General features: G+C 42.1%; 21 protein-coding genes. 9 read left to right on the top strand and 12 right to left on the bottom strand.

Annotation, left to right across the window (positions count from 1 at the left end; translation table 11 throughout):
- Positions 1 to 42 precede the first annotated feature (42 nt).
- From DRB05_RS13225 to DRB05_RS13215, 3 genes are all read right to left on the bottom strand, one after another.
- Positions 43 to 1,056, bottom strand: coding sequence for a DUF5924 family protein (locus DRB05_RS13225; RefSeq protein ID WP_193554572.1), 1,014 nt, complete (start codon positions 1,054 to 1,056; stop codon positions 43 to 45).
- A 71-nt stretch (positions 1,057 to 1,127) separates the two neighbouring features.
- Complete coding sequence (locus DRB05_RS13220; RefSeq protein ID WP_128727379.1) at positions 1,128 to 1,709, bottom strand: FMN-binding negative transcriptional regulator; 582 nt, start codon at positions 1,707 to 1,709, stop codon at positions 1,128 to 1,130.
- On the bottom strand, positions 1,706 to 2,281 hold the full coding sequence (locus DRB05_RS13215; protein WP_128727378.1) for a GNAT family protein: 576 nt from the start codon (positions 2,279 to 2,281) through the stop codon (positions 1,706 to 1,708). The genes DRB05_RS13220 and DRB05_RS13215 overlap by 4 nt, the downstream gene beginning before the upstream one ends.
- A gap of 96 nt (positions 2,282 to 2,377) precedes the next feature.
- On the opposite strand from DRB05_RS13215, the gene DRB05_RS13210 reads away from it, so the two are divergent.
- The 4 genes from DRB05_RS13210 (at position 2,378) to DRB05_RS13195 (ending at position 6,975) form a co-directional block, all read left to right on the top strand.
- Positions 2,378 to 3,835 (top strand): PLP-dependent aminotransferase family protein, encoded by a 1,458-nt coding sequence (locus DRB05_RS13210; RefSeq protein ID WP_128727377.1) that lies wholly within the window; start codon positions 2,378 to 2,380, stop codon positions 3,833 to 3,835.
- A complete protein-coding gene (locus DRB05_RS13205; protein WP_128727376.1) occupies positions 3,828 to 4,145 on the top strand; it encodes a hypothetical protein in 318 nt (105 codons plus the stop codon). Before DRB05_RS13210 ends, DRB05_RS13205 begins: the two co-directional genes overlap by 8 nt.
- Positions 4,146 to 4,162: 17 nt before the next feature.
- Complete coding sequence (locus DRB05_RS13200) at positions 4,163 to 4,567, top strand: lysozyme inhibitor LprI family protein (RefSeq protein ID WP_128727375.1); 405 nt, start codon at positions 4,163 to 4,165, stop codon at positions 4,565 to 4,567.
- 281 nt (positions 4,568 to 4,848) lie between these two features.
- Complete coding sequence (locus DRB05_RS13195; protein WP_128727374.1) at positions 4,849 to 6,975, top strand: multicopper oxidase domain-containing protein; 2,127 nt, start codon at positions 4,849 to 4,851, stop codon at positions 6,973 to 6,975.
- A 282-nt stretch (positions 6,976 to 7,257) separates the two neighbouring features.
- Here DRB05_RS13195 and DRB05_RS13190 read toward each other — a convergent pair whose 3' ends face one another.
- Together DRB05_RS13190 and DRB05_RS13185 are read right to left on the bottom strand one after the other, a co-directional pair.
- The gene (locus DRB05_RS13190) at positions 7,258 to 8,247 is read right to left on the bottom strand and encodes a hypothetical protein (protein WP_128727373.1); all 990 of its coding nucleotides are present in this window, start codon (positions 8,245 to 8,247) and stop codon (positions 7,258 to 7,260) included.
- Positions 8,248 to 8,330: 83 nt separating this feature from the next.
- Positions 8,331 to 8,789, bottom strand: coding sequence for a DUF6326 family protein (locus DRB05_RS13185; RefSeq protein ID WP_128727372.1), 459 nt, complete (start codon positions 8,787 to 8,789; stop codon positions 8,331 to 8,333).
- 206 nt (positions 8,790 to 8,995) lie between these two features.
- Here DRB05_RS13185 and DRB05_RS13180 point away from each other — a divergent pair, with 206 nt between their 5' ends.
- Positions 8,996 to 10,189 (top strand): helix-turn-helix transcriptional regulator, encoded by a 1,194-nt coding sequence (locus DRB05_RS13180; protein ID WP_128727371.1) that lies wholly within the window; start codon positions 8,996 to 8,998, stop codon positions 10,187 to 10,189.
- A gap of 8 nt (positions 10,190 to 10,197) precedes the next feature.
- On the opposite strand, the gene DRB05_RS13175 is transcribed toward DRB05_RS13180, so the two are convergent.
- The 4 genes from DRB05_RS13175 to DRB05_RS13160 all read right to left on the bottom strand — a co-directional run bounded on the left by DRB05_RS13175 (position 10,198) and on the right by DRB05_RS13160 (position 14,568).
- Complete coding sequence (locus tag DRB05_RS13175) at positions 10,198 to 10,881, bottom strand: DUF4386 family protein (RefSeq protein ID WP_128727370.1); 684 nt, start codon at positions 10,879 to 10,881, stop codon at positions 10,198 to 10,200.
- 156 nt (positions 10,882 to 11,037) lie between these two features.
- Positions 11,038 to 11,265: a hypothetical protein gene (locus DRB05_RS22995; RefSeq protein ID WP_239966243.1), complete on the bottom strand. Its 228-nt coding sequence runs from the start codon at positions 11,263 to 11,265 to the stop codon at positions 11,038 to 11,040.
- Positions 11,240 to 13,525, bottom strand: coding sequence for an InlB B-repeat-containing protein (locus DRB05_RS13165; protein ID WP_128727369.1), 2,286 nt, complete (start codon positions 13,523 to 13,525; stop codon positions 11,240 to 11,242). Before DRB05_RS13165 ends, DRB05_RS22995 begins: the two co-directional genes overlap by 26 nt.
- A gap of 155 nt (positions 13,526 to 13,680) precedes the next feature.
- The gene (locus DRB05_RS13160; RefSeq protein WP_128727368.1) at positions 13,681 to 14,568 is read right to left on the bottom strand and encodes a LysR family transcriptional regulator; all 888 of its coding nucleotides are present in this window, start codon (positions 14,566 to 14,568) and stop codon (positions 13,681 to 13,683) included.
- A gap of 133 nt (positions 14,569 to 14,701) precedes the next feature.
- Between DRB05_RS13160 and DRB05_RS13155 the strand changes: the two genes are divergently transcribed.
- From DRB05_RS13155 to DRB05_RS13145, 3 genes are all read left to right on the top strand, one after another.
- On the top strand, positions 14,702 to 15,835 hold the full coding sequence (locus DRB05_RS13155) for an MFS transporter (protein WP_209319226.1): 1,134 nt from the start codon (positions 14,702 to 14,704) through the stop codon (positions 15,833 to 15,835).
- 83 nt (positions 15,836 to 15,918) lie between these two features.
- The gene (locus DRB05_RS13150; protein WP_128727366.1) at positions 15,919 to 16,455 is read left to right on the top strand and encodes a GNAT family N-acetyltransferase; all 537 of its coding nucleotides are present in this window, start codon (positions 15,919 to 15,921) and stop codon (positions 16,453 to 16,455) included.
- A 72-nt stretch (positions 16,456 to 16,527) separates the two neighbouring features.
- Positions 16,528 to 16,992 (top strand): GNAT family N-acetyltransferase, encoded by a 465-nt coding sequence (locus DRB05_RS13145; RefSeq protein ID WP_128727365.1) that lies wholly within the window; start codon positions 16,528 to 16,530, stop codon positions 16,990 to 16,992.
- 298 nt (positions 16,993 to 17,290) lie between these two features.
- On the opposite strand, the gene DRB05_RS13140 is transcribed toward DRB05_RS13145, so the two are convergent.
- Complete coding sequence (locus tag DRB05_RS13140; protein ID WP_128727364.1) at positions 17,291 to 18,016, bottom strand: hypothetical protein; 726 nt, start codon at positions 18,014 to 18,016, stop codon at positions 17,291 to 17,293.
- A 190-nt stretch (positions 18,017 to 18,206) separates the two neighbouring features.
- Here DRB05_RS13140 and DRB05_RS13135 point away from each other — a divergent pair, with 190 nt between their 5' ends.
- The gene (locus tag DRB05_RS13135) at positions 18,207 to 19,250 is read left to right on the top strand and encodes an IS110 family transposase (RefSeq protein ID WP_128727363.1); all 1,044 of its coding nucleotides are present in this window, start codon (positions 18,207 to 18,209) and stop codon (positions 19,248 to 19,250) included.
- Between the two features lie 486 nt (positions 19,251 to 19,736).
- Here DRB05_RS13135 and DRB05_RS13130 read toward each other — a convergent pair whose 3' ends face one another.
- Together DRB05_RS13130 and DRB05_RS13125 are read right to left on the bottom strand one after the other, a co-directional pair.
- Positions 19,737 to 20,702, bottom strand: coding sequence for a DUF4062 domain-containing protein (locus DRB05_RS13130; protein WP_128727362.1), 966 nt, complete (start codon positions 20,700 to 20,702; stop codon positions 19,737 to 19,739).
- A gap of 743 nt (positions 20,703 to 21,445) precedes the next feature.
- Complete coding sequence (locus DRB05_RS13125; RefSeq protein WP_128727361.1) at positions 21,446 to 21,898, bottom strand: hypothetical protein; 453 nt, start codon at positions 21,896 to 21,898, stop codon at positions 21,446 to 21,448.
- Between the last annotated feature and the right edge of the window lie 52 nt (positions 21,899 to 21,950).

The following is a 21,950-nucleotide window of genomic DNA, read 5'->3' as shown; positions in this document are numbered from 1 at the left end:
CGCCTCGGCTTCAGTAGTTGGTTGTAATATCTTAAAGATCTCCTAAGGAGAAACAGTAAATTTTTTTAGGCCAATCAATTGTCCTGAACTGGTGACAACGTGCACCTCCCACTTACCGGTTGAGTCGGCCGGAAAGTTGTTCTTATGGCTCCAAGCTCGATAACCTTCCTCGCGTCCACCGCTAATATTTAAGGGAATTCGGTCAACCACTTGTTTGTTGTGTACCCACACGTGAAAGATTTTTTCGTTTAGTCCCCGCGGTGCTTTTACTGCGCTCCAGCTGTACAAGCCTTGTTCGTGAAGCGAATGGCTATCGAGATGTTGAATGCTGTTCACCGGCTTTCGTTGCTGCCTATCAACCTCATAAGCCAGCGCAATGTCGTTGAGCCGTAAGGCCGCAGGGGGAACCCAGCTACGTAACTGCCACAAACCAGCGCTAAGTGCACTTAGTAGCAGAGCCAATAAGGGAAAACGCCACCATCTTGCGTTTGGCATGACATTGCCAAGGCTCGGTAGGGTAAGCACAATGGCGGTCACTAGCGCTATTTGTATACTTTGGTCAGTTGTCAGGTGAAGCAAAATAGGTAGCGCAACTGAAATCACAACAAACAAAGCAAAATTGTGGAAAACCATAAACAGCACATTATGGCGAGCTAGCTTTTTGTAATATATCGGGTCCACAACGGAGATAAACGCGCAGAGTGCAATTAAGCAGGTAAACGCGGCCTGTGGATGATTCCATGTTGTGGCAGCCAAGAAAAAAGGCAGTGCAAAGAACAGGCTTTCCTGTTGCACCATTTGCAGAGCAAAGCGCATAAAGTTGGGTGACAACACAATACCAAAGCGTTGTTCAACTTGGTCGCGTAGCCAGTTGTCAATAATAAGCCACAGCCAACTGGTGAGTAAAAGCAGAGCGATGATCTGTGAAAACGACTCTTTACGTTCAACTAAAATAAAGCTCGCTATACCACTGCAAAAAGCCAACAACGCCATTAGGCCCGGCCACTTCTGCATCATCAAAATAAATTTTGTTATTAGGTTTTTGAAATAACGCATTGAGATAGAAATTGCTTGCTGGTCTTTAAGATTCAAACACTTCAACCATGAATGCAGTATGAGTTTAGTAATTAACACACATAACTTGCTAATATTGGTTTGGATGGCGTTAAGTGTGTTTTGATTAATGCGCGAATGTCACTCGACTGGTTTTGGCTTAACTTAAAAGCGCCATGCATCGAATTGATTTTAATCTTGAAAAAGTTAATGGCGTTAAACAGCGACTGACGCTGATTGGCAGGCACGTTATCAAGCTGCCAATCACTATTTGAAAACTGCTCAAAATGCGTTATTTGCGCTTGCATTGACGCGTATTTTTCAACATCAGTAGCAATAAGTGCGAGCTCACCTTCCACTATCACATTTGCGTACAACCATGTGGGGAGCTTAATGTCAGAGATAACAGCGGGTGAGAGGTAATGATCTTCACAGTGAAAGATTGCTTGGATAATACCGCCTGTGTGAAAAATCGGGTTGTCTTTTGTTGCGTGTCCAAGTAAATAAGCATGGTCATCACTTAATGTTAGCGGTACAAAAACCGTCTTTAACTTGCCTTTTTGTATCACTGTCAGCGTGGCCAGCGGGTGTTTTGTGATCACAGAGCTGAGTATGTTTGAATTGCTTTCAACGTAATAGTTTCTTGGGTAGCTCATAACTTTTCCTCCAACCTTGCTTTCACTTCAGGCCACATCTCGTCGGTGATGGCAAATCGTGCCGTATTACGATAACTTCCATCGGGCAGGCGCCTATCTTTTAATGACAGTCCTTCAAAATGGGCACCGAGACGTGAGATGGCATTACGAGACTTATGGTTAAATTCATGAGTTTGAAATTGCACACGCACCAATCCAATCGCTTCAAAGGCATATTTAAGCAGCAGGTATTTGGCGTGGGTATTAACATGCGTGCGTTGAAATTCAGTGCCGATAAAAGTATGGCCAATCTCGGCACTTAGGTTGAGTTTATCAAGTCTAAACAAGCGGCTATTACCAGCCAGTTTACCTGAGTCTTTATCTATGATTGCAACAACCAGTTGCTCGCTTTCATCAAACTGTGCAGAGCCGTAAAACCACTGCTCTATGGTTTTTTGATCGCGACAATAATTGTTAAATACCCACTTCCAGATCTCGGCTTTTTTGCCTCGAGCCAATAACTCAGGTAAATGCGTAGCCTCAAGTGGGGTGAGCTTGACGCGATTGGATTCTAGTGTTTGTTTTGAAAGCATCAATATTCCATTCATTCTGTGTTTTTAATTCTTGCATATTGCGCTGATTTTGGTTGATATAAAACAACCAGATTTAATAATTTAATTAGACCACTTTTGATTTCTATTAGCCCAAAAACACAGTCTCACGATGTTAAACATAAACGCTTAGCAGATGTTTTGCGCAGCGCCATTACTGAAGGTAAGCTCACTCCCGGTGACAAACTTCCTTCAGCCCGAAAGCTGGCTGAGTTACATGGTATGAATCGTCACACGGTGATGAATGCCCTACAAAACTTGGTAGCTGAAGGCTGGCTAGTGGTTAAAGAGCGCAGCGGCTATCGAGTCAATACTGAACTGCCTATTTTCAGTAGCCAACAGATAGACACTAAAGTGGCTTCTACACCACGAATCGTGCCGCAATTTGCTAAAACACTAACACCAGTAAGCAGCACTAAGCGTTCGGCCTACCGCTATAGTTTTGCAGGGGGCTTACCAGATCTTCATGCCTTTCCCTATGATGAGTTTAAGCGGTTTTTGGTAAAGGCATGTCGCAAAACCAATGTCAGTCATTTTCACTATTCAGACATTGCGGGGTGCGCGTTACTGAAATCCCAAATTCAGGCATATTTGCGCAGAGCGAGGGGGTTGGTATGTGATGACTTACTGATTTGCAATGGCTCCCAAGAAGCCCTCTCATTGGTGGCAAATGCATTTATAAACCCAGGTGATGGTGTTGCCATCGAAATGCTTGGTTATCCTCCTGCGCGGCATACTTTTACCAATGCAGGTGCTGAAATTTTTGCTTTAGCACAAGACGCAGAAGGCATTAAAGTGGAGGCCTTGGCGCGCTGCCTTGAACAAAATAAGGTGAAGTTGCTGTATTTAACGCCACTGCATCAATATCCTACAACGGTCACATTGTCTGTACCGAGGCGCATGGCGATTTATCAGCTGTGCCAGCAGTATGGCGTATTTATTATTGAAGACGATTACGACCATGAGTTTCATTATCTCTGCCCACCGTTACAGCCTATGGCGGCAAGCGATCCAAGTGGTATTGTGATTTATATTTCTACCTTTTCAAAAATCATGTTTGCTGGTGCTCGTGTGGGTTATATGAGTGCGCGGGCAGATGTGCTTGCGCAATTGGTGGCACGTAAGCAGCTACTTAATCACAAAAATGATGCGCTTACCCAGTTGGCTGTGGCTTACTGGATGGAAGAGGGCGGGTTTGAGCGTCATTTACGCCGCATGACCAAAGCCTATCAAGGACGACATCAGGCGATGGCGCAGCACCTAAGCGAGCTTAAAGCTAAGTTAGATATTGATTTTGAAGTGCCACAAGGCGGTATGGCGTATTGGGTAAACAGCAAACGCGATGTCTCGAGATTATCTGAAAAAGCACGTGAAAAAGGGATTTACGTACAATGTGAACCTGAATTTACCCTCGATAAGGCTAGTAGTTTAAGTCATATTCGCTTAGGCTTTGCGGCGCAAGAAGTCGAGCATCAGCAAGCTGGGCTGGGTGAGTTATTTGCCTTGGTCGCAGAGCTGGAGAAAAATCATGAATAAGCAACAAGCACTGGTCGAATTTGTTACATTCGGCCCACACAAAGCGCAGGCGTTAAATATACTACTGAGCGACAACAGCGCAGTATCGCTTATTATTAGCAAGGCGATGTTAAGAGTGGTATTGGCAAAGTATCTCAGTGGTGAAATCGACGAAGATGAACTTGAAAATTGGGCTGGGTTTGTTGAGCTGCGTGACGAGGTTGACTGCACCTTGATAGATGATTACCTCTATGCGTTGAATAATCCGGAGCTGATGGGTGGAATTAACTTCGATTCCATCGGTAATATGTTGAAACTCATTAAAGGTTAAACACAAAAGGAAATACCATGAGACTAATCGCGGCCGCATTGTTTTTATTAAATTATCAAATCGCGTTGGCGGGAGGAGATGTGTGTGAAAACCCTATCTCAACCATAGACATCAATGAGTGTGCAATGAGCGAACTTAACGCGCGAACTGAAACACTTGAACGTTACTACCAAAAAAGCCTTGAACATAATGCCTTTGATGAGCAACTGGTGGAAGCGATTAAGGCCTCGCAGTTGGCGTGGCAAAGCTATCTCGATGCCCACTGCGGTGCGGTATATACCCAATGGCGAGAAGGCACTATTCGCGGTGTGATGGCGCTCGAATGTCGTAAGGAATTAGTTAAAACCAGAACTCACACTCTTTGGGCTAACTTTTTGACTTATATGGATAGTACGCCACCAGTGCTACCTGAGCCACAATAGGCTCCCGACACTCCGACTGCTCCTCAATCTAAAGCTGCCTTGTCTATATGCAAGTCGGTACGTTGGTTACCGCTAGGTGTGGGGCGGGCGACTAATACTACTTTTCTGTTTTAAAGTAGTGCGTCACTTAATATCATTAGCATATTACCTCAACCCAAAAGGTAGGCGATCCGTAACTATGAATGCTTTTCAGTAATGTAATGTAGTGTAATGTTTGCGCTGTAATATTGATACTATTATATATTCTTAACACAATATTAATAAATGTTAGGGAGCAGCGTATGAGAAATCCAATGTTACTGATTTTGAGTGCTATCTTGTCCTCTTCATGTGCTGTTGTTGAGGATGCCAAACGCGAGCACATCGGTCACTCAAATCATTCAACTCAATCAAGTCAGTCAAACCACTCAGGCTATACACCGGTTTACTTTGATGTTGAACACTATAATCCAATTGGTGTCGTCCCCAGCGATGTGTTGTCAAAGCAAAATGATTGTAAATATGAGTATATTGAACCTGAGCTTAAATCGTTGACTGCGCCTGATGTGCTTAAGTCAGAAAATGGAGCGCTAGACTTTACGCTGGCAGTACAGTATCAACAAAACAAAATAGCCAAATGTAATACTTGGTTAAGAAATTATGCTTACAAGCAAGGCGATCAAAAAGAATTTAAGAGTGCGCTCGTTGGGCCAACACTTAAACTGGCACCTGGAGATATTTTAAGATTTCGCCTAGAGAATCGCTTACCAACTTGCGAGAGTTATACTGGTAAAAAAGATCAAAATTATTTATGTGCAAGCTCCGAACACGCAGGACATCACTCCGATATAAAGATGTCTAAAGAGGATGCAGAGGAGATGAACACGCCGCATAATTTTAATGTGACTAACTTCCACACTCATGGCCTGTGGGTGTCACCTAGCAAGCAAAGTGACAACGTACTATTGGAAGTTAAACCCGGGAAAGGGTTTCAATATGAAGTAAGAATACCAAAATCTCATCCTCAGGGGACTTTTTGGTACCATGCGCATGTACATGGTTCAACTGCACTTCAAGTATCTAGCGGGATGGCCGGGGCCATTATTATCGAAGGTGGAGATCCCAAAAAGGATATTCAAAACCAACCTCAGATAAAAGGCAAGAAAGAGCAAGTTATTGTGCTTCAACAGATTGCTTACGACTGTCATGGGCAAATCGAATATTACGATGCTAAAAATCGACCAGCTGGTGTTCCAGTTTGCCAGATAGACGGCAAAGACTTTGACATCTTTGGTCCCGGCGAATGGCAACAAACTAAGCGGAGAACCTTAATCAATGGTCAGGTTGTACCCAAAGTAATTATGCGGCCCAATGAAATTCAGCGTTGGCGCTTTATCCATGCTGGTGTACGTGAAACAATTAAGCTTTCTGTTGTTCGTAAACCTAATTGGGAACAGGATATCAACCCTAAGCCATTAGGCTACTTGAATCAGATCTCTGTTGATGGTTTAAACACAGGCCGTTTGGACAAATGGGATCTTAGCAGTGCAGTATCCTCAACTGAGCCGTTACAGCCAGGATATCGAGCAGATTATCTTTATCAAGCTCCGAGCAAAGAAGGGGTTTACTGGCTAGTGGATTTGGATTCTGTGCCACAAAAATCACTTCAAGGTGTGCCAGAAGATACTGCAGAACTGATGCAAATTGTGGTAACCGGAGAACCCGTTTCTAAGGCCGAAGCCGTATTACCAACTAGCGCTGGGCTAGCGCAATATCGAGCCCATGAAGCACCAACTCAAGCTGAAATAAAAGCCATGGACAAGAGTACGGATAAAGAAAGTATGATGTTTTACTTGGGCTCACGTGTTGCCGTGGATAGAGCGATAAAAAGCGCACAGAGCAAAAAAGTAGATTTCAGCTGTGAGAATATAGGGAATAAAGACGTTAATAATGGTGTGCTTCCTGATGATAATAAGCTTTCAGACGAAGAAAAATCCAAAGACCTTATTTTCTCTGTTGACGGCAAGCCTTATGGTGAGATTAGTACTCGAGAATTAACTCTTGGTACATGGCAAAGATGGGATTTGTGTACCCGAGGCCTTGCTCCAATGCATCCTTTCCACATTCATGTGAATCCATTTTACGCGTCAAGAATAGGTCCTGACGGTGAGCAGCAATGGGTATGGCGGGATACATTGGCGATAGAAAAAGATAACGACTCGCCTGACGATAAACGCAAAGGTGAGAAGCAATCTAAAACTGCACCACATACAGTGATTTACAGTAAATATCGTTATCCAACATCACTCCCTGGATTTACTGGCGATGTAAAAAAACAGTACACAGGAGAGTTTGTATTGCATTGCCATATTCTAGATCATGAAGATCAGGGCATGATGCAAAAAGTAAAATTAGTTGAGAGTAACTAGCTTAAACGCTAGTAACGCACGCATCTTTAGCTGCAAGCTTTTCGCTAACAGGGGCGTATGTACTTCTAATCGCTCGCTATTTGGTAAGTAAATTCGTCAGTCTCTAAGCTCTATTACCCAGATGGTAGTAGAACTTAGAGCGAGATAGGGGCAAGATTTGTCTGTCAAATAAGCGCAAAGTTTGCCCATGTTTGTATAAATTAGATTCACCGCAATATGAAACCTGCACAAAGCCTGATTTACAACAGCTGTGACAAAAAAGTTACCCAGTTAGATCTATTGCTAACTTGCTAACTTGCCAAGTGCTGATTGCGCTTTTTTCTTAAGTGCTTTACTTAGTGCTTCGGCTATCACTTCTTGTAATAGTTGTTGTGCAGTTGCCACTTGGTTTTGGGCTTTGGCGATCGTCGCTAGCTGAAACTTGATTTGGCTTTTGTCCGGCATATCGTAGCTCGGGGTAGCTTCTTCAAGGTATTGACGCAAGGCGGCTGCCCCCTCGTTATGGTGGCGTGCTAGCTGTTGACTGATTGTTCCAATAAGTACAAGTGAGCGGTACTTGGCTTTTTTCTGCTCTGGCGTCGTTGCTTCCATTCGAGCTGCCTTACGAAGTTGATGTAAAGCAGGCTCAAGCTCTTTTTGTTCTTGATACACGATACCTAAGGTGTAATAGAGTTCGGGTTCCGTGCCAAAATCTTTTGATACCGTTTCGAGTGAGTGAGCAAAGGCGGCTTTATCATCTAACTTCGCATAAAGGTGTAATCGTGCTAGGTGTGCGGCGAAGGGATCTATTTTTTCTAACTGCTTGATATGTTTGATAGCCTCTTGTTCATCACCGCCAAACATAGCGGGCGCATTGAGGTAAAACTTGATCAAAGCGCTACGATAATTGGCATTATCTGGTGCGAGCTCCACGGCCCTAAGGAACGAACGTTTGAGTTTTTTGATGTAGCCAGAGATCTTAAAAATGCTAGCTTTTTCGGCAAGTACCGCGACGACTTCAGCATGACAGAAATAAAGTTCAGCGTTTTTAGGCTCACTTTGGATAGCGTTTTCTATGTGTTGCAGTGCTACGTCTGGTTGATCGCTTTTCAGCGCAATACGAGCCAACATTAAAGGCTTACGAACATCACTGCTCTTGGTTTCTTGTAGTATGGACTGTGCTAGGCGGTAATTGCCGTTATCGAACTCAGTCTGGCCTTGCTCTAGGCTGGTGGCGTTGGTCAGGGCGCTAAACATTAGCATAGCCAGTGGTATTAAGTGACTCGTTTTCATTGTGGATACTCCTTTGAATGTCATTGTTTGGTTGTGGCGTTTGTTTTGAACGTGGTTTGAGAGCGGTAATAAGTATGTTTTGATTACTCATTTATAGCGTTGTATTGATTGGAGCCGTGCGGCATTCGCCACCTAATCACTGTCCAAGCGATCGTCAGAAGTAAACTGAGCTGAATAGCCACAAGAAATAGATAGAATGGATCTGTTTCAACACCACCGAGTATAAACAAAAAGGTCAATACGACGGCGACTAAATTGCAGGCTCGGTTTAGGTGATAGTTAAGATACTGAGACAGAAAAATCATTGCAATTGGGATCTCGATAAGAATGGCAGAGATCAGTAGTAGCGGTTGTGATAATTTGACCGAGCCGGAATAGCCCGTCATCAACGTTTCTATTACTCCAGGAGTTATAAATGCGGAGACAAAGGCCAAAATATCGGCATAAATCATATTTAACATGACCAATAACCACAGTGTGGCGACCTTTTTATGTGTATTGGCGCTGTGAGTTGACTGACCAGTTGCTGCTGCAGTTGTCATACTTGTTTCCTTAAGTCATATTGGCTTATCTATTCAGATGTTAGAGCTCTTCCCTCATCTTTATCTAAGGGATGGAGTAAGACTAACTATCACTGGCTGAGCTGTCGTCCTTGCGTAAAGGCGCGGACATGATTTAAGGTTCTTTAAATTTAAAAGTATGAAAAACAAAGTATTACGGATAGGTTTGTTTCAAGTTTCAGGAGTGAATGGTGGTTGATCCTATCGTTATGGTGCTCACTGCAATGCTCATTGGGCAAACTGTACTCAGCGTGCCAATGCTAATGATAAACAAAAAGACGCGTGTTTATCGCCTGCCGTTGATGTTGTTTCTTACAGCCTGCGGAGTACTTGCCCTCAATGTCATCGTGCCCCATTTGTTTCCCAGTTGGTATCAAGCGTACACCGTTATTGGCTTTCCGATGCTATTTGTACTTTGTCCTACACTAAGGTTGTACATTGCTGGGCTGACAGAGCAAAGGCAAGAGGCGTTCAGTAAAGCAGATCTTAACGCGTTTATTTTACTGTGGCCTGCGATGGCAGTATCTGTCGCGATAGGTGCTTTACCTCCTGAGCAGCACAGTGCGCTCTTTGTTAGTGATGAGGATCCGAGCGGATTATATTCATCAATACTTGCAGGCATTATGCTGGTCCTTATGTGCCTTTGGCTAATAGAATGTAGCGTCACACTTGCGGTAATAATGAAGCGTTTGCTGGCTTTCAAAAGGCAGTTAAAAAATCATTACTCTAACCTTGACGACCGCCGGCTCTACACTACCAGAAGGCTGGTTTTTGCAGCGATATGTATATGGATATTTGCGCTATTCTCTGTTTCTATATCCAATTTGCTTGGCCAAGCGCTACTGACACTGAGAGCGGAAGTATTCACGGCGCTAATACTTATTTGGTGTGTCACCTTTTTTGCAATGCAACATACACCGATGTTGCCAGTAGGTTTGGCGAGGGAGAAAATTGAGCATGCGGTTGAAGGTCTGGACGCTACAAAGCATAAAACTACACCAGACAAATACAGAAAATCAGCACTTAGTGGCGAGCAGTCAGCGCGAATTGTCGATAAAATTACTCGAGTGATGCGAGATAAAAAGCTCTATATGGATGCTAATTTAACTCTTAAAAAACTGGCGGATGCCAGTGGCGTTTCACCCAATTATCTTTCTCAAACATTAAATGAAACGCTGAGGGTAAATTTTTTCGACTTTGTAAACCAATGGCGAATAGAAGCGTCAAAATCGGAACTATTGACTAGCGCAGATTCCGTGCTAAAGATTGCTCTAGACGTTGGTTTTAACGCCCGCTCTTCATTCTATAAGGCGTTTAAGAAAGAGACAGGGGTTACGCCGGGCGAGTTTAGGAAACAACACGCTCGGCAAACTTGTGAATAGGTTGCGGGTTATCGCGGCGAAGTCGTTGAACTTTCTTTGAGTAGTAGGACGCCAAGCCCTATAAACCATAGGATTTGTCCGAGACCAAATATAGCTGTGGTAACTTCAAAAAATGGGTTTTTGGCAAGGAAAGATAAACCTGAAAATAATGTTAAAACCCCAGCCAAACTTACAAGCAAACCCCAATAATGGAGCAGTGGGCTAAATATTTTATGTTTGAGACCGATGCAACTGATTGCTAACACCCAAATCGCACCAACTAATTCAATGCCACCGCCAAGTGCATCTACCACTATCGAAATGGTGCGATTGATCGTTAACGCAAGTGTCGGATCCATTTCATGAAATTTTGCAATCGCTTCAATGCTAGTTAAAAAAATCATGGTACTGGCAAGGACAATCGCCGCCCAAATATAGCCTACAATGCTAGCAAACTTCATGCAGTCAGGTGACATTGTGCTAAAGCGTTGATGAATTGCTTGCACCAACACAATCAGGGCAAAGCTGAAGATAATCCCAATCACGATATAACCAAGAAAAAAGGTATCGCGATTTTGCACAAAGAAATCTAGATAAAGCGCTGGTGTATTGTGCTCACTTGAGTCTAATACCCCAAAAAATAAAACAAAACCAAACAAATAAGTCGCGGCTTCTGTGAGTGCCGCGACACCTCCCCATTTTTGTAATGACATAGTACACCTGTAAAACTCGTTTATTATTGTTGTACTCAGTTTAGCAACATATTAAGTATCAGCTCCAGAGTAGGGTGTGTTTATTTGTAACAATAGTTTATTGAGCAGGGAATTCGGGAGAGGAGAAGAGCACCTTCAGGTGCTCTCTAAGCCATATTAAAGATGAACGATGCTATCTACATTGCCATCAGGATCGTTTGGTGTTTTACCATCTGTACTTGGGTTACCATTTCGCATCATGATCACTGCACAGGCAGCAGGTGAATCCATCGAAGTGGCTGATATGGTTATCATGCGATTTGGTGAAGGTAAACAGCATAGCGACGCTTCGCTATGCTGTTGAAGTGAGGTTTGCAGGTTATGCAGATATTCTGCGTCTGCCAAAAGCCAACAGTGTGCTTAGCATCGCCAGTAAAAAGCCAAATGCACCTCCCGAACTGCCTTTATCTTCCTTATCGGTCGTTGTTGGAGTTGTGTTTGCTTTGTACTGTGCCTTTACAACTAACTCACTGGTGACCTTGTCAAAAGCTATATCCCACCCAGTAAAAGCATAACCATTTCGCTGTGGCTCTGCAGGTGGCGTTGCTGCTTGCCCATGAACGACTTCTGCTGCTTTGATGACTGTGTCATCCCAATCCACAAACTTCACTTGATACTTATTAATCTCAAATTGTGCCGTAATGGTAAGGTTTTGATTAACATCATTAAAGTCGTTATTCCAGCCTGTAAATGTATAACCTTCCCTGGGCGGAACTTGAGGAGCCGTAGCAGCACTATTTTCTTCAATAGTTTGCGTAGAAAGCACGCTTCCATCCCAGTTCTTAAACACGACATTAAACTGCTTTAGGTCAAAGCTTGTCACCTGAAATGTGGCTTTATTATTTGAGTAGTCTAATTCAGGAGCTACTGATGAGAACCGGATAGTTGGTGCAAACTCGCCAGCTTCACTTGGCGCAACCTTAAACGAGACTTGAACTGACTCAACATCAGGACCATTGCTAAAGCGGCATGAACGACGATTATTTAGATCTTCACAGCTGACCATATATTCTTGATCTATTGAGTGAAAATCAAACTTTAATGCGGCCTCTGAGTCTAGATAGAGATCAAATAGACGCGGCAAACTGGATAGTGTATTTTCAGTTATTTCCAGTGTGACAAGAGTGCTTGTCCCTGCTTTTAGCTGCTTTGCTCCCGTTATATTCTTAACTGAAACTTCACTTATTTGCGCTTCGTCAACAAAGATGTAGGGTGTAGCGCCTAACGTTGTTAATTCTCGCGCATAAGCACCTTGGCTATATATGCCTGCGGAGTCTATTTGAATATTTGCATCCAGTTGCCAAACCCCTTTACCCTTTTGCAAGTCGTCGTTACTAAAGCTCACACTGGTAGTGCCGACAAACTCATCTTGGTCATTGCCTTGCTGCCATTGCTCTATAGTAAAGAGTTTATCTTTCGCTTCAGCTCCCTCTGGTGCTCTAAGAGCATAGTAACCTTTGGTCATGCCTGATACATCTGACATTGTGACGGTTAGGGTAACATCTTGATCGCCATTCGTTGAAGTGAGTTGGTTTGACGAAAAAGCGACGTTGTCGATACTCGGAGGAGCAATATCTAGTTCAGTTTGATTTTTAACCGTAACAACAGACGGTAGACCGAGCTGATTAAAGTGACCTCGATTGTAAGCACCAATATTTCCATTGCTATCAGTGAGCATCGCAGAGGCAACAAACCACTCACCTGGCAACGCTTTATCTGTAAAGGTAAATGAATAATTTGAACGATATACCCCTTCGACGTCCGTTTCTTGCCAATCAGATGACTCAGCATATTTTATGGCAAGAGATTTATATTGGCTAGGCGGTGAGACTCTAATTACACCTTTTGACATTGTTGAATGGTCATAAGCTTCTATGGCTATATTAACCGTTTTATCTCCTGTATTTACATCAACTTCAGTGTCAGAAATCGTAATAGATTTTATTTCAGGGTTAATGCCTTCAGTGACTTTATCATTCGTGACAACGATATATGGGTTAAAGCCTGCAGCTTGAATTTCATTCTCACGTAGCCAAAAACGAACGGCATTGTTTACGTCAACTAAGTGGCTTAGGGTTAAAAACCACTTCCCATTAACATCTGCATCGGTGAAAGTGAAACTCACTTTACTCTCATAAACTCCCGGCTCGTCTGTTTTCTGCCAATTAGAAGCTACTGCTGATTTATTGCTCCCCCAACTAAACCCTGTCGGTGGGGATAAATAAACGCGCGCACCTTTTACACCGCTTTCATCGTAAAATCTTAATGTAATATCGACGGTTTTTTCTCCATCGTTTACATTAACAGAGTTCGTGGTTAAGAGGATTGACCTTATCTCTGGTGGGGTCCGGTCAGTTTCATTTGTAGTTTTTTGCTCTTGGTAGCAGTGGGTGTTGAGTACATCTAGCATAGACTCGGCAGGTAATAAACTGTCACTTTCGCCATTCGCAGCGTTCGCCATTAATAATTCAATTTTTGTATCACAATCTATTTTTGGGTTAGTGATGGTATCTAAACTAAGCGATAGGCTTGCTTGTGCATTCATTGCTGCTAGCCCAGAGACTAGCGTTGCCAGTGTGGTTTTTTTAAAAAGATTAAAGCTCATTGTTAGTCCTTTAAATTATTATGTGTAGCACTATGCAGCGAAATACTTGGTTAGTACTACAAAATTGAGTAAACACCCTAAATTACCATATGGATCCGGATCTTTAGAGGATTTTTTGTACTAAAATTGTGAACAAATGTGAAAGCCTAGTTTTTCTAATCTGTTGAGTTCAGGTGCTTTTTAAGGTGTTCGATAAAAAGTTGGGTTTTATAGGGTGTGTAGTTTGTCTTGGGATAATACGCCCATAATTGTTTTGCTTCAGATTTTACTTCAGGCAATACAGGTATGAGCAAACCTTGGTCGAGCTCCCTTTTCACATAGCTAGGCGCAATAAATACCAGTCCTAAACCTTGTACCGCTGCTGTCAGCATAGCGTCGAGTTGATCAGAGACAAAGTTATAGTTGTCAAACTGGAAGACATCGCCATTTTCTAAAATAATCCCACCTAGCTTGTGGTAGTAGCTGCTTAACAGCATTTTATGTTGGCGCAGATCATCAAGGGACTTGATAGGCTTATGCTGTTTGAGATAGTGAGGAGCACCAAAGATCTGCATTTGATAATCAATGAGTCGGCTACCTTTATGAGAGGCTGAGTCAAAAGCTTCATAGTAGCGTGTGATCACTAAATCGTGAGTAAGGTCTGGGTGCGCGCCAGGGGCGATGACATTAAGATGAATTTTTAATTTGGGATATTCGGCTAAAAATGAGGCGATATTTGGCATTAAAATGGTGCTGCCTACTGCGAGTGTTGAAGCGATTTTTAAGCTACCAGATGGTGCTTGATTCAGTGCTTGTCCGTGATCAGTTAAACATTCAAACTGCGCTAGCCATTGAGAAGCCTTCGGTAAAAAGTGCTCCCCAGCCTCAGTGAGGTTGACTTGACGAGTGGTACGAATAAATAGCGTTAAGCCAAGCTGCTGTTCTAACCAGTCAATTCGCTTGCTCACTGCAGATGCTGAAACACCTTCTTCATCTGCGGCACGAGTAAAACTGCCAAACTCTACAACTTTGCTAAAGCTCCGCACTCCGGTTAGCCAATCCATTAATTATTTCCTAGCAAGAATAAGTGTTTTTATTATTACCTTGTTTTTTGGATATTAAAAGCTCGATAGAATCATCCTCAGTAGATTCAAGGGGATTGACGTGTTTCAAGTTGTGTTTTTAGCTGTTTTGCTGATGTCTTGCTCTCAAATCGCAAGCCAAATCTACATCCCTGTTTTACCTAATATCACGGATTTCTTACAGCTTACGCCTAGTCAAGGACAAGCGGCAGTAATTAGCTATTTCACTACACTAGGAGCTGCGCAACTACTGGTTGGGCCGCTACGAGATAAGTTTGGTGATAGGCCGTTATTTTTGAGTGGGCTGGGTATTTTACTGCTAGGCACAGTTTTTTGTTCAATTGCATCTAGCGCTGAGGTATTTTTTATCGGTCGAGTGTTGCAAGGCATTGGTGCTGCGTCGCCGGTGTTAATTGGTCGAACGCTTCTTGCTGCAAGATTATCGGGTAGTGAACTTAAAAGCGCGATGGCGACGCTATCAATGTCGGTGAGTGTTACTGCTATTTGCAGCCCTTTTTTAGCTGGCGTTTTATCTGGCTGGGTAGGGTGGCAGGGGATGTCATGGTTTGCGTTCGCTTACTATATTTTGATACTGATTTATGGTTATAAAACTATGCAGCAGAGCAGTAAAATTACTATGTCGCTGAGGCCAAAAGCGCTCTTTAATGAATATCAAAATCTATTGTTAAACCGCTCGTTTATTTCCCTCGCGTCGCTCAAATGGTTGCCTACTTTTTTGTATCTCACCATTCAACTGTATCTGCCGTTTTTATTGGCACGGCAGTTTGGCTTGGAAGCCAACGCAATAGGTCAGGCGATGATGATCCCCATGTTTGGCTTACTCATAGGGTCAATTTTAACTAAGGTATTGCAGCGTAAGCGCGCTTATTTAGATATCGTCATTTGGACTTGGCCAGCGCTTGTTGTCAGCGTGTTATTGCTGCTATTTGCAAGTGGTAGTGCGCTTGCTGTTTTGCTTGCTTATGCTGCGATTATGTTTGTATTTGGCGCTTATTTTCCAAGTTATATGCATCTTATTGGCGTTTTACATCCCGAGAAAGCAGGAACAGCAAATGCGCTAGTCGGCGCGGTTGAACTGTTATTTTTCTCTTGCGTGGCTTGGTTGGTCAACAGGTGGTTACTGAGTGGCGTAGAGTCACTCGCGGCACTCGTTTTTGGTTGTGCGCTGTTACTGTTTATAACCTGGCGGCATTTACGCACTGTCCTTATGCCGGTTTGTAAAGAGTAATAGAATGCAGAGCTTCTGCGACATAGCGTTTATCTATGAGATTGGTGGCTATGTATGTGATCTTAGGATAGGGAAAAATAACAATGCAGTTTGAAACAGAGCGTTTATCCATAAGGCGAATGACAATGGATGACTTAGATGCGGTTTACAGCCATCGGAAAAATCCAAATACGTCAAAATATATCGGTGCGCCTGCCACACTCGAGTCGGCAAAAGAGAGGCTAATTCAAGCTTGCCAACCTTGGAAAAGTGCGGTCGATGAGCGTTTGATCTTGGCTTTAGTGAATAAACAAAAAGAAAAACTGATTGGCGAGCTAGTTTTTAAATATGTCGACGAAGAGAAAAAGGTTGGTGAAATTGGATTTCGATTAGCGGAGGGTGAAATTGGTTGCGGCTACGGTTATGAGGCTGCAGCAGCGCTGATAAAGGAGGCTTTTCAAAGTCTCTCTGTAGATACCATTCAGGCAATATGCGCTGTAGGCAATCGACAATCGCAACGGTTGATGCTCAAGTTAGGGATGAAACGCAAAAACCGTCTAAAAGCCTTTTTGGATATAGGCGGTGAAAAGCATGATATCTATGTCTATCAATTAACCAAAGCTCATTATCTGGAATTGTAATGGGAACGGAATGTGGTTACTGTAAGAGAGTGATAATCCTTTGTCAGTATTATGTTTATTTGAGGAATTAAAATGGAATTTAAACTTTTAGCGCAGCACAAAGCGCTGATACCAACTATTGCCAAGTGGTACTTTGACGAGTGGGGAGGCATTGTTGAAGAGGCTTCTGTAGAGCGGTTTGAGCAAAAGCTTTTAGACTACCTTAACGACTCTAGTATTCCTTGTGTAATCGTCGCGCTGGATGGCGATACAGTCGCAGGAGTCGTGCAGCTTAAATTTCATGAAATGAGTATCTACACAGATAAAGAGCACTGGATTGGTGGCGTTTATGTGGACAAGCCCTATCGTGGAAAGCAGTTGGCCTCACGCTTAGTCAAAGAAGCAGAGCGACTAGCCATTAAACTCGGTGTTAAAACGTTATATTTACAAACGGAACACCCAGAAGGTGGACTCTACCGGAAACTCGGCTGGCAACCGCTCGAAAACGTCAATTACCGAGGCGTTGATGTGGTAGTGATGAGCAAAACAGTAGTTTAGTTAAACAAGCTAGATTTTAAGCTCGGGTAAAAGGCTTAATAAAATCCCACAGTTTTATATGTTCCAAACTAGGCCGTTCAACAGCAACTTATTACCTTAAATCCAATTGCGATCACGGACGCTTATCCAACTTATATTTGGACAAAAACGCGTTGGGTGAACGTCCGTACTAGGTGAATTTCGCATAAAAATTTCTATGGGCTAGCGCCCGCCTAACAGGCGTAAAATTAGGAACGAAGTGACGCAAGCCAAGCTTTTTAGGTCCTTGGTTGAGGCGCTCGTTATACGTAACTTGCGCTTACTGAATTTCTTGTTGCCAGTTAACCTTTTGATAAACTGATTTTTGATTAAAGTTAGTATTACCAGTCGTAGGACCTACATAGTAATACATGCCACCAGAGAAACCTGCAACACCAACTGAAGTAAGTTGTTTTGGCAAAGCAGCTACCGCGTCTTTAGCATTTAAAAATACGTTATTTTCAGGGTAGGCGTCTTGAAGAGTAGGCTCGGACAATAATTGTATGGACTGGTTAATAATGCGACTTGAAATTGCTTTGTGAGTTTGTCCTTTCGCCCAACCTAAAGATTTACCAGTAAAGATATTTAGTTCATCGCTATGACCAGCATAAAACACCTCATCTCGAATAATTTGACCATTTACTTCTAAACACCAATCAACAATAACAAAGCTTGCGTAACTTGCATTTGTAATTATTTGTGAGTAGCGATGGATTTTAGCGTGTACTTTAGCTTTTTTTGATACGTTTGAAGTATTTTTGTTAAGGGTATTCAAGATTGATTGTTGAATATTATTTTTGTCTGCTTCATCAAAGCTACCCCAATTAAAAGCCCCATATGATTCATTGTCAGCTGTATTTTTATCAACTATGAGTGAAACTGAGTTTACGTTGGCGCTAAATGCAGGAGCGTTTGTTAATAAAGGGAATTCTGTTTTACTTGCTGTCCCAGTAACACCACAACCCACTAAGATTAGAGATAAAGATAAAACTATTAGATGTTTCACACGCACTCCTTATTTACGTATAACGCCATAATAAACGACACAAAATAGCAGGCTTAAACTGGCGACGAAGGAGCACAAGCCTGCTGTTTTGTGTCCCTGGTTTAACGGCCTTGATACTTATTGAACCTTCTCCCCGAAGTTTAGCGAACAGCTAAACTTCAGGGCGACGAAACCCAAAGGAGAAAGCTCAATGAAATTCTATACTACTTTTCATAAATATTATTGTGGAATTGACCTTCATGCACGCATTTTATACGTTTGCATTATTGATGAGCGAGGTAATAAAGTTGTTCATCAGAAAATAAAAGCTGATAAACATGAATTACTTAGACTGATTTCGCCCTATCTCGAAGATATCGTTATCGGTGTTGAATGCATGCATTGTTGGTATTGGGTGAGTGATTTATGTGCTGAACATGATATTGATTTTGTGCTTGGTCATGCGCTTTATATGAAAGCTATTCACGGTGGTAAAGCCAAAAACGATAAGATTGACTCTTATAAAATCGCTAGTCTATTGCGTGGTGGCAACTTCCCGCTGGCTCACAATTATCCTGCTAATATGCGTTCAACACGCGATTTACTTCGCAGACGAACACGGCTGGTTCAGCATGGCGCACAACTGAAAGCGCATATAGTTAACACAAATAGTCAGTACAACTACCCGCCACTCGAGTTACATATGAAGAACAAATGTGTTCGACAAGAATTCCAAACGCGTTTTGATGACCAAGCCGTCCAACGCAATGTTAACTTTGATCTAGCCATCCTCGATGCCTACGCAGAAGAGCTTAAAAAACTTGAATATTATTTAGAGAGCAAAACTAAAAAGCATCAACCAAACTATTACGCACAACTGCGTACCATACCAGGTATTGGTCTTATTCTAGCCATGACTATTTTGTATGAAATTGGTGATATTAACCGCTTCGAGTCTGTACAAAAATTTGCATCTTATTGTCGACCAGTTAAGTGCAAAGCAGAATCTGCTGGCAAAACCTATGGCACCAGCGGCAATAAAATTGGAAATGGACACTTGAAATGGGCGTTCAGTGAAGCCGCTGTACTTTATTTACGTGGAAATGACAAAGCTCGGTGCTACTTAAACAAATTACAAAAACGCATGAGCAAAGCCAAAGCACTTTCAGTGCTCGCCCATAAGCTCGGTCGTTGTGTTTATTTTATGCTTAAGAACAAAACGGTATTCGACGATGAACGTTTTTTAAAAGGCTAAGTCGCACAATGGGGTGAGCTCAACACCTAACTAGATAAGCACGAACAACCATGCATTATTTGTGTTTGTGTCAGTAATAGCTGAATTTTACAGGTAAGTATTGTCGAAGTAATAAGCTATTTGGCCTTGATTAGACACCCCATTGGTGCGCATTTATTTAAGCAATGAATTGAATCGTTTACACCTTAGCTGAGCCTTTAACTAACTGGACGAATGAGCCATCCCCTTGAGTAGTGCAAGATTAAGGTTAACCGATGAATGTCTAGTGGCCCTAAACGATAAGTTGTATCGACCGATTTAGGCAGCGATGAGATCGCAATAAGAGATTACGGCGTAACGCCCCTATATGTGTTTGCCGTAAACGATTTAACGGTTAACCGACATAACGAAGTTGAACAGGTTTAAGCGTTGCCAATACAAATTAGCTGCTTAAAAGCAGCTAAAAAGAATCGTTATGCTTAATTGACCGGATAAGGTTCATATGTGTTATACATCGTCCCGCAAAACTTCTAGTATTTTTTGTTGAGTAATACCTTCATTCGCTAGTAATTCACTGATATTTGCTTTTAATCGAGAATACTCCTCTTCCATCATCTCGTAGTGCATTTCATCTATTTCACCAGCTGAAGTTGTCACGTAATTTTCTCCAGTAGTTATAATCAACTCCCCCCCTGATGACAGAGAGCATTCTTTCAATGATGTTGAAGTCAAGATATCAATAAGGGTAGGTTTGTGACCAGTAGATAAAAGGGTTTTAATCGCTTCGCTATCTAACATTAAATCATGTAGTTTAACTAGAACTTTGGATTCATTTGAGCCAACAGACTTCAACACTTGAGTGGATAGAAACTCAATTTTATCGCTTACACCAACTAAATGAGACATCATATCTGAAACTCTATTCTCTTCATTTTGGTTGCTTAAAAACGAGAACATCATTCCAGCCCATTGCTGCCTTAAATATGATTCGATATCTGAAAAATCTCGAAATGGAACAATTGCATTGTTAATTGAATTTGAACGAACCTGGTCAATAAACCCAAAGATCTTCGTATTGTCTGCAGAAGGGTAAACTATTTCATTATGATTGAGATTTTTATTGTTTTTATTCTTTGTGTACAAGAAGTGATCAGAGTAAACAGACTGTTCTACCAGTGCGAACACGGGGATTTTGCTTTTGATTGCCTCTTTATATTCTTCATTTGTTATCGAGTTGTCCCCCTCTCGAAATAACCCTCCATAACGGCCTCCTATTATCAAAACAAACATTTGGCAATTCGGTACTTCTGACAAACAAGAATCATGGGTATGCATTGTTGGGTTATAAAATACTGCGCCTTCCTCACTCAAAACAGGCTCATAACCAATAGTTCTAACAAAATATTTAAGGTTTTCTCGAATATGCTTCAAATCGTAGCAAGTAGAACTAATGAAAACACGAGGTATTGCCATTTTCTTCCCTAGTAAAATTAGATGTATAATATTTTAGTATTTATGCGACACGAAGTTTGTGTTGCATAATCGCTTGTTGGACTGAGCCGCTACACGCTCGATGTCTCAGAGTTGGTGTTATTTATGCTATGGGAATTTGCTTTTTAGAGACATTAGCCAAATCATTTGGTTTGAACAGCTAGTCTATTATTAATTAAGCTTTCCCTGCATTGCTCAGCGCTTATTATGTATTCATTACACCTAAATTTATCTTAATAAGCAATTATGTTTTTTTAGCGTACAGAGGCCGCTAGCCTGAGCAATTAAGTAGGTTAACCAGTTGATTTTGCTCAGCTATCGAGCTGCTAACTCGTTCGCTCTACTTTGGTCGGTGTTGCATCTAACTTGAATACGCCAATTAGCCGCAAGATACCTACCTTACAATGCTGACAAGGCCAATTCGGTATTAATGTCACGTTTTCTCCTGTCTTTGGCCTCTTTGCTCTGCATGTGCATGACGCCCACGACTTTATCAGCGCTAACTTTCGCTTGCGACATGCATTGGCTAAAAAGCCGTAATGCTGAATACGCATGAATCCTTTAGACAATGTATCTATACTCATGTTTTACAGCAAGACGCAAACTGTGCTGTTAGCCCTTTGAGCAAAATTTTCTAGCTTATTTTGGGGCAAAGGTGGGTTATATTAATAACCCGCCATGGACAAAAACAATTCAGCACCGAAGAAGCATAGTTAATTGACGTGTTAACTGATTCTTGGCACACGACTAGACTCGAAGACCTGCTTATTTAGCTGTTTTAGTTTGCTTAGCGCTATTTGGAATTGCCCATTTTTTGGAATTTTTTTACCTGAAAACTGTGCCCAAACTAGATTTCCTGGGCCATTGTAAATTTCTTCAAAAGTGCCGTTGGGCAATATTTTGATAATGATAGTGTGTTCTGGCTCGCTACGAAAGGAAACAATTTTTGACTGTGTAGCCTTTATTTCAACTTGCTTGCCATTATGCGTTTTTGCATCGAAACCCTTGTTAGATGCAGTTTCTAGATTTAATCCATACGCTTCAGCTACGAGGCATTCTCCAATACTACCAACCATGTGACCATCTGGCGTGAAATGCCTTCCTGGGAACATGACTTCAAGCTCATCAACAGTCGAATATAATTGCCGTATTAATTTCTGAAATTTATCGTGATCCATGTTTTCGCTTAACAATCGTAACCTACGAGCGATTCGGTCGTTTTTCTGCCGT

The organism is Pseudoalteromonas sp. A757 (assembly GCF_004103285.1).
Lineage (GTDB): Bacteria > Pseudomonadota > Gammaproteobacteria > Enterobacterales > Alteromonadaceae > Pseudoalteromonas > Pseudoalteromonas galatheae.
Note: the sequence above shows the minus strand (reverse complement) of the source record. Positions and strands in the feature narration are given on the sequence as shown.

What these genes read in the sequence shown, in the direction of transcription:
- DRB05_RS13225 (WP_193554572.1), bottom strand. Translation starts at nt 1,056, where the DNA reads ATGCGTTATTTCAAAAACCTAATAACAAAATTTATTTTGATGATGCAG.
- DRB05_RS13220 (WP_128727379.1), bottom strand. Translation starts at nt 1,709, where the DNA reads ATGAGCTACCCAAGAAACTATTACGTTGAAAGCAATTCAAACATACTC.
- DRB05_RS13215 (WP_128727378.1), bottom strand. Translation starts at nt 2,281, where the DNA reads ATGCTTTCAAAACAAACACTAGAATCCAATCGCGTCAAGCTCACCCCA.
- DRB05_RS13205 (WP_128727376.1), top strand. Translation starts at nt 3,828, where the DNA reads ATGAATAAGCAACAAGCACTGGTCGAATTTGTTACATTCGGCCCACAC.
- DRB05_RS13200 (WP_128727375.1), top strand. Translation starts at nt 4,163, where the DNA reads ATGAGACTAATCGCGGCCGCATTGTTTTTATTAAATTATCAAATCGCG.
- DRB05_RS13195 (WP_128727374.1), top strand. Translation starts at nt 4,849, where the DNA reads ATGAGAAATCCAATGTTACTGATTTTGAGTGCTATCTTGTCCTCTTCA.
- DRB05_RS13190 (WP_128727373.1), bottom strand. Translation starts at nt 8,247, where the DNA reads ATGAAAACGAGTCACTTAATACCACTGGCTATGCTAATGTTTAGCGCC.
- DRB05_RS13185 (WP_128727372.1), bottom strand. Translation starts at nt 8,789, where the DNA reads ATGACAACTGCAGCAGCAACTGGTCAGTCAACTCACAGCGCCAATACA.
- DRB05_RS13180 (WP_128727371.1), top strand. Translation starts at nt 8,996, where the DNA reads ATGGTGGTTGATCCTATCGTTATGGTGCTCACTGCAATGCTCATTGGG.
- DRB05_RS13175 (WP_128727370.1), bottom strand. Translation starts at nt 10,881, where the DNA reads ATGTCATTACAAAAATGGGGAGGTGTCGCGGCACTCACAGAAGCCGCG.
- DRB05_RS13165 (WP_128727369.1), bottom strand. Translation starts at nt 13,525, where the DNA reads ATGAGCTTTAATCTTTTTAAAAAAACCACACTGGCAACGCTAGTCTCT.
- DRB05_RS13160 (WP_128727368.1), bottom strand. Translation starts at nt 14,568, where the DNA reads ATGGATTGGCTAACCGGAGTGCGGAGCTTTAGCAAAGTTGTAGAGTTT.
- DRB05_RS13155 (WP_209319226.1), top strand. Translation starts at nt 14,702, where the DNA reads ATGTCTTGCTCTCAAATCGCAAGCCAAATCTACATCCCTGTTTTACCT.
- DRB05_RS13150 (WP_128727366.1), top strand. Translation starts at nt 15,919, where the DNA reads ATGCAGTTTGAAACAGAGCGTTTATCCATAAGGCGAATGACAATGGAT.
- DRB05_RS13145 (WP_128727365.1), top strand. Translation starts at nt 16,528, where the DNA reads ATGGAATTTAAACTTTTAGCGCAGCACAAAGCGCTGATACCAACTATT.
- DRB05_RS13135 (WP_128727363.1), top strand. Translation starts at nt 18,207, where the DNA reads ATGAAATTCTATACTACTTTTCATAAATATTATTGTGGAATTGACCTT.
- DRB05_RS13130 (WP_128727362.1), bottom strand. Translation starts at nt 20,702, where the DNA reads ATGGCAATACCTCGTGTTTTCATTAGTTCTACTTGCTACGATTTGAAG.
- DRB05_RS13125 (WP_128727361.1), bottom strand. Translation starts at nt 21,898, where the DNA reads ATGGATCACGATAAATTTCAGAAATTAATACGGCAATTATATTCGACT.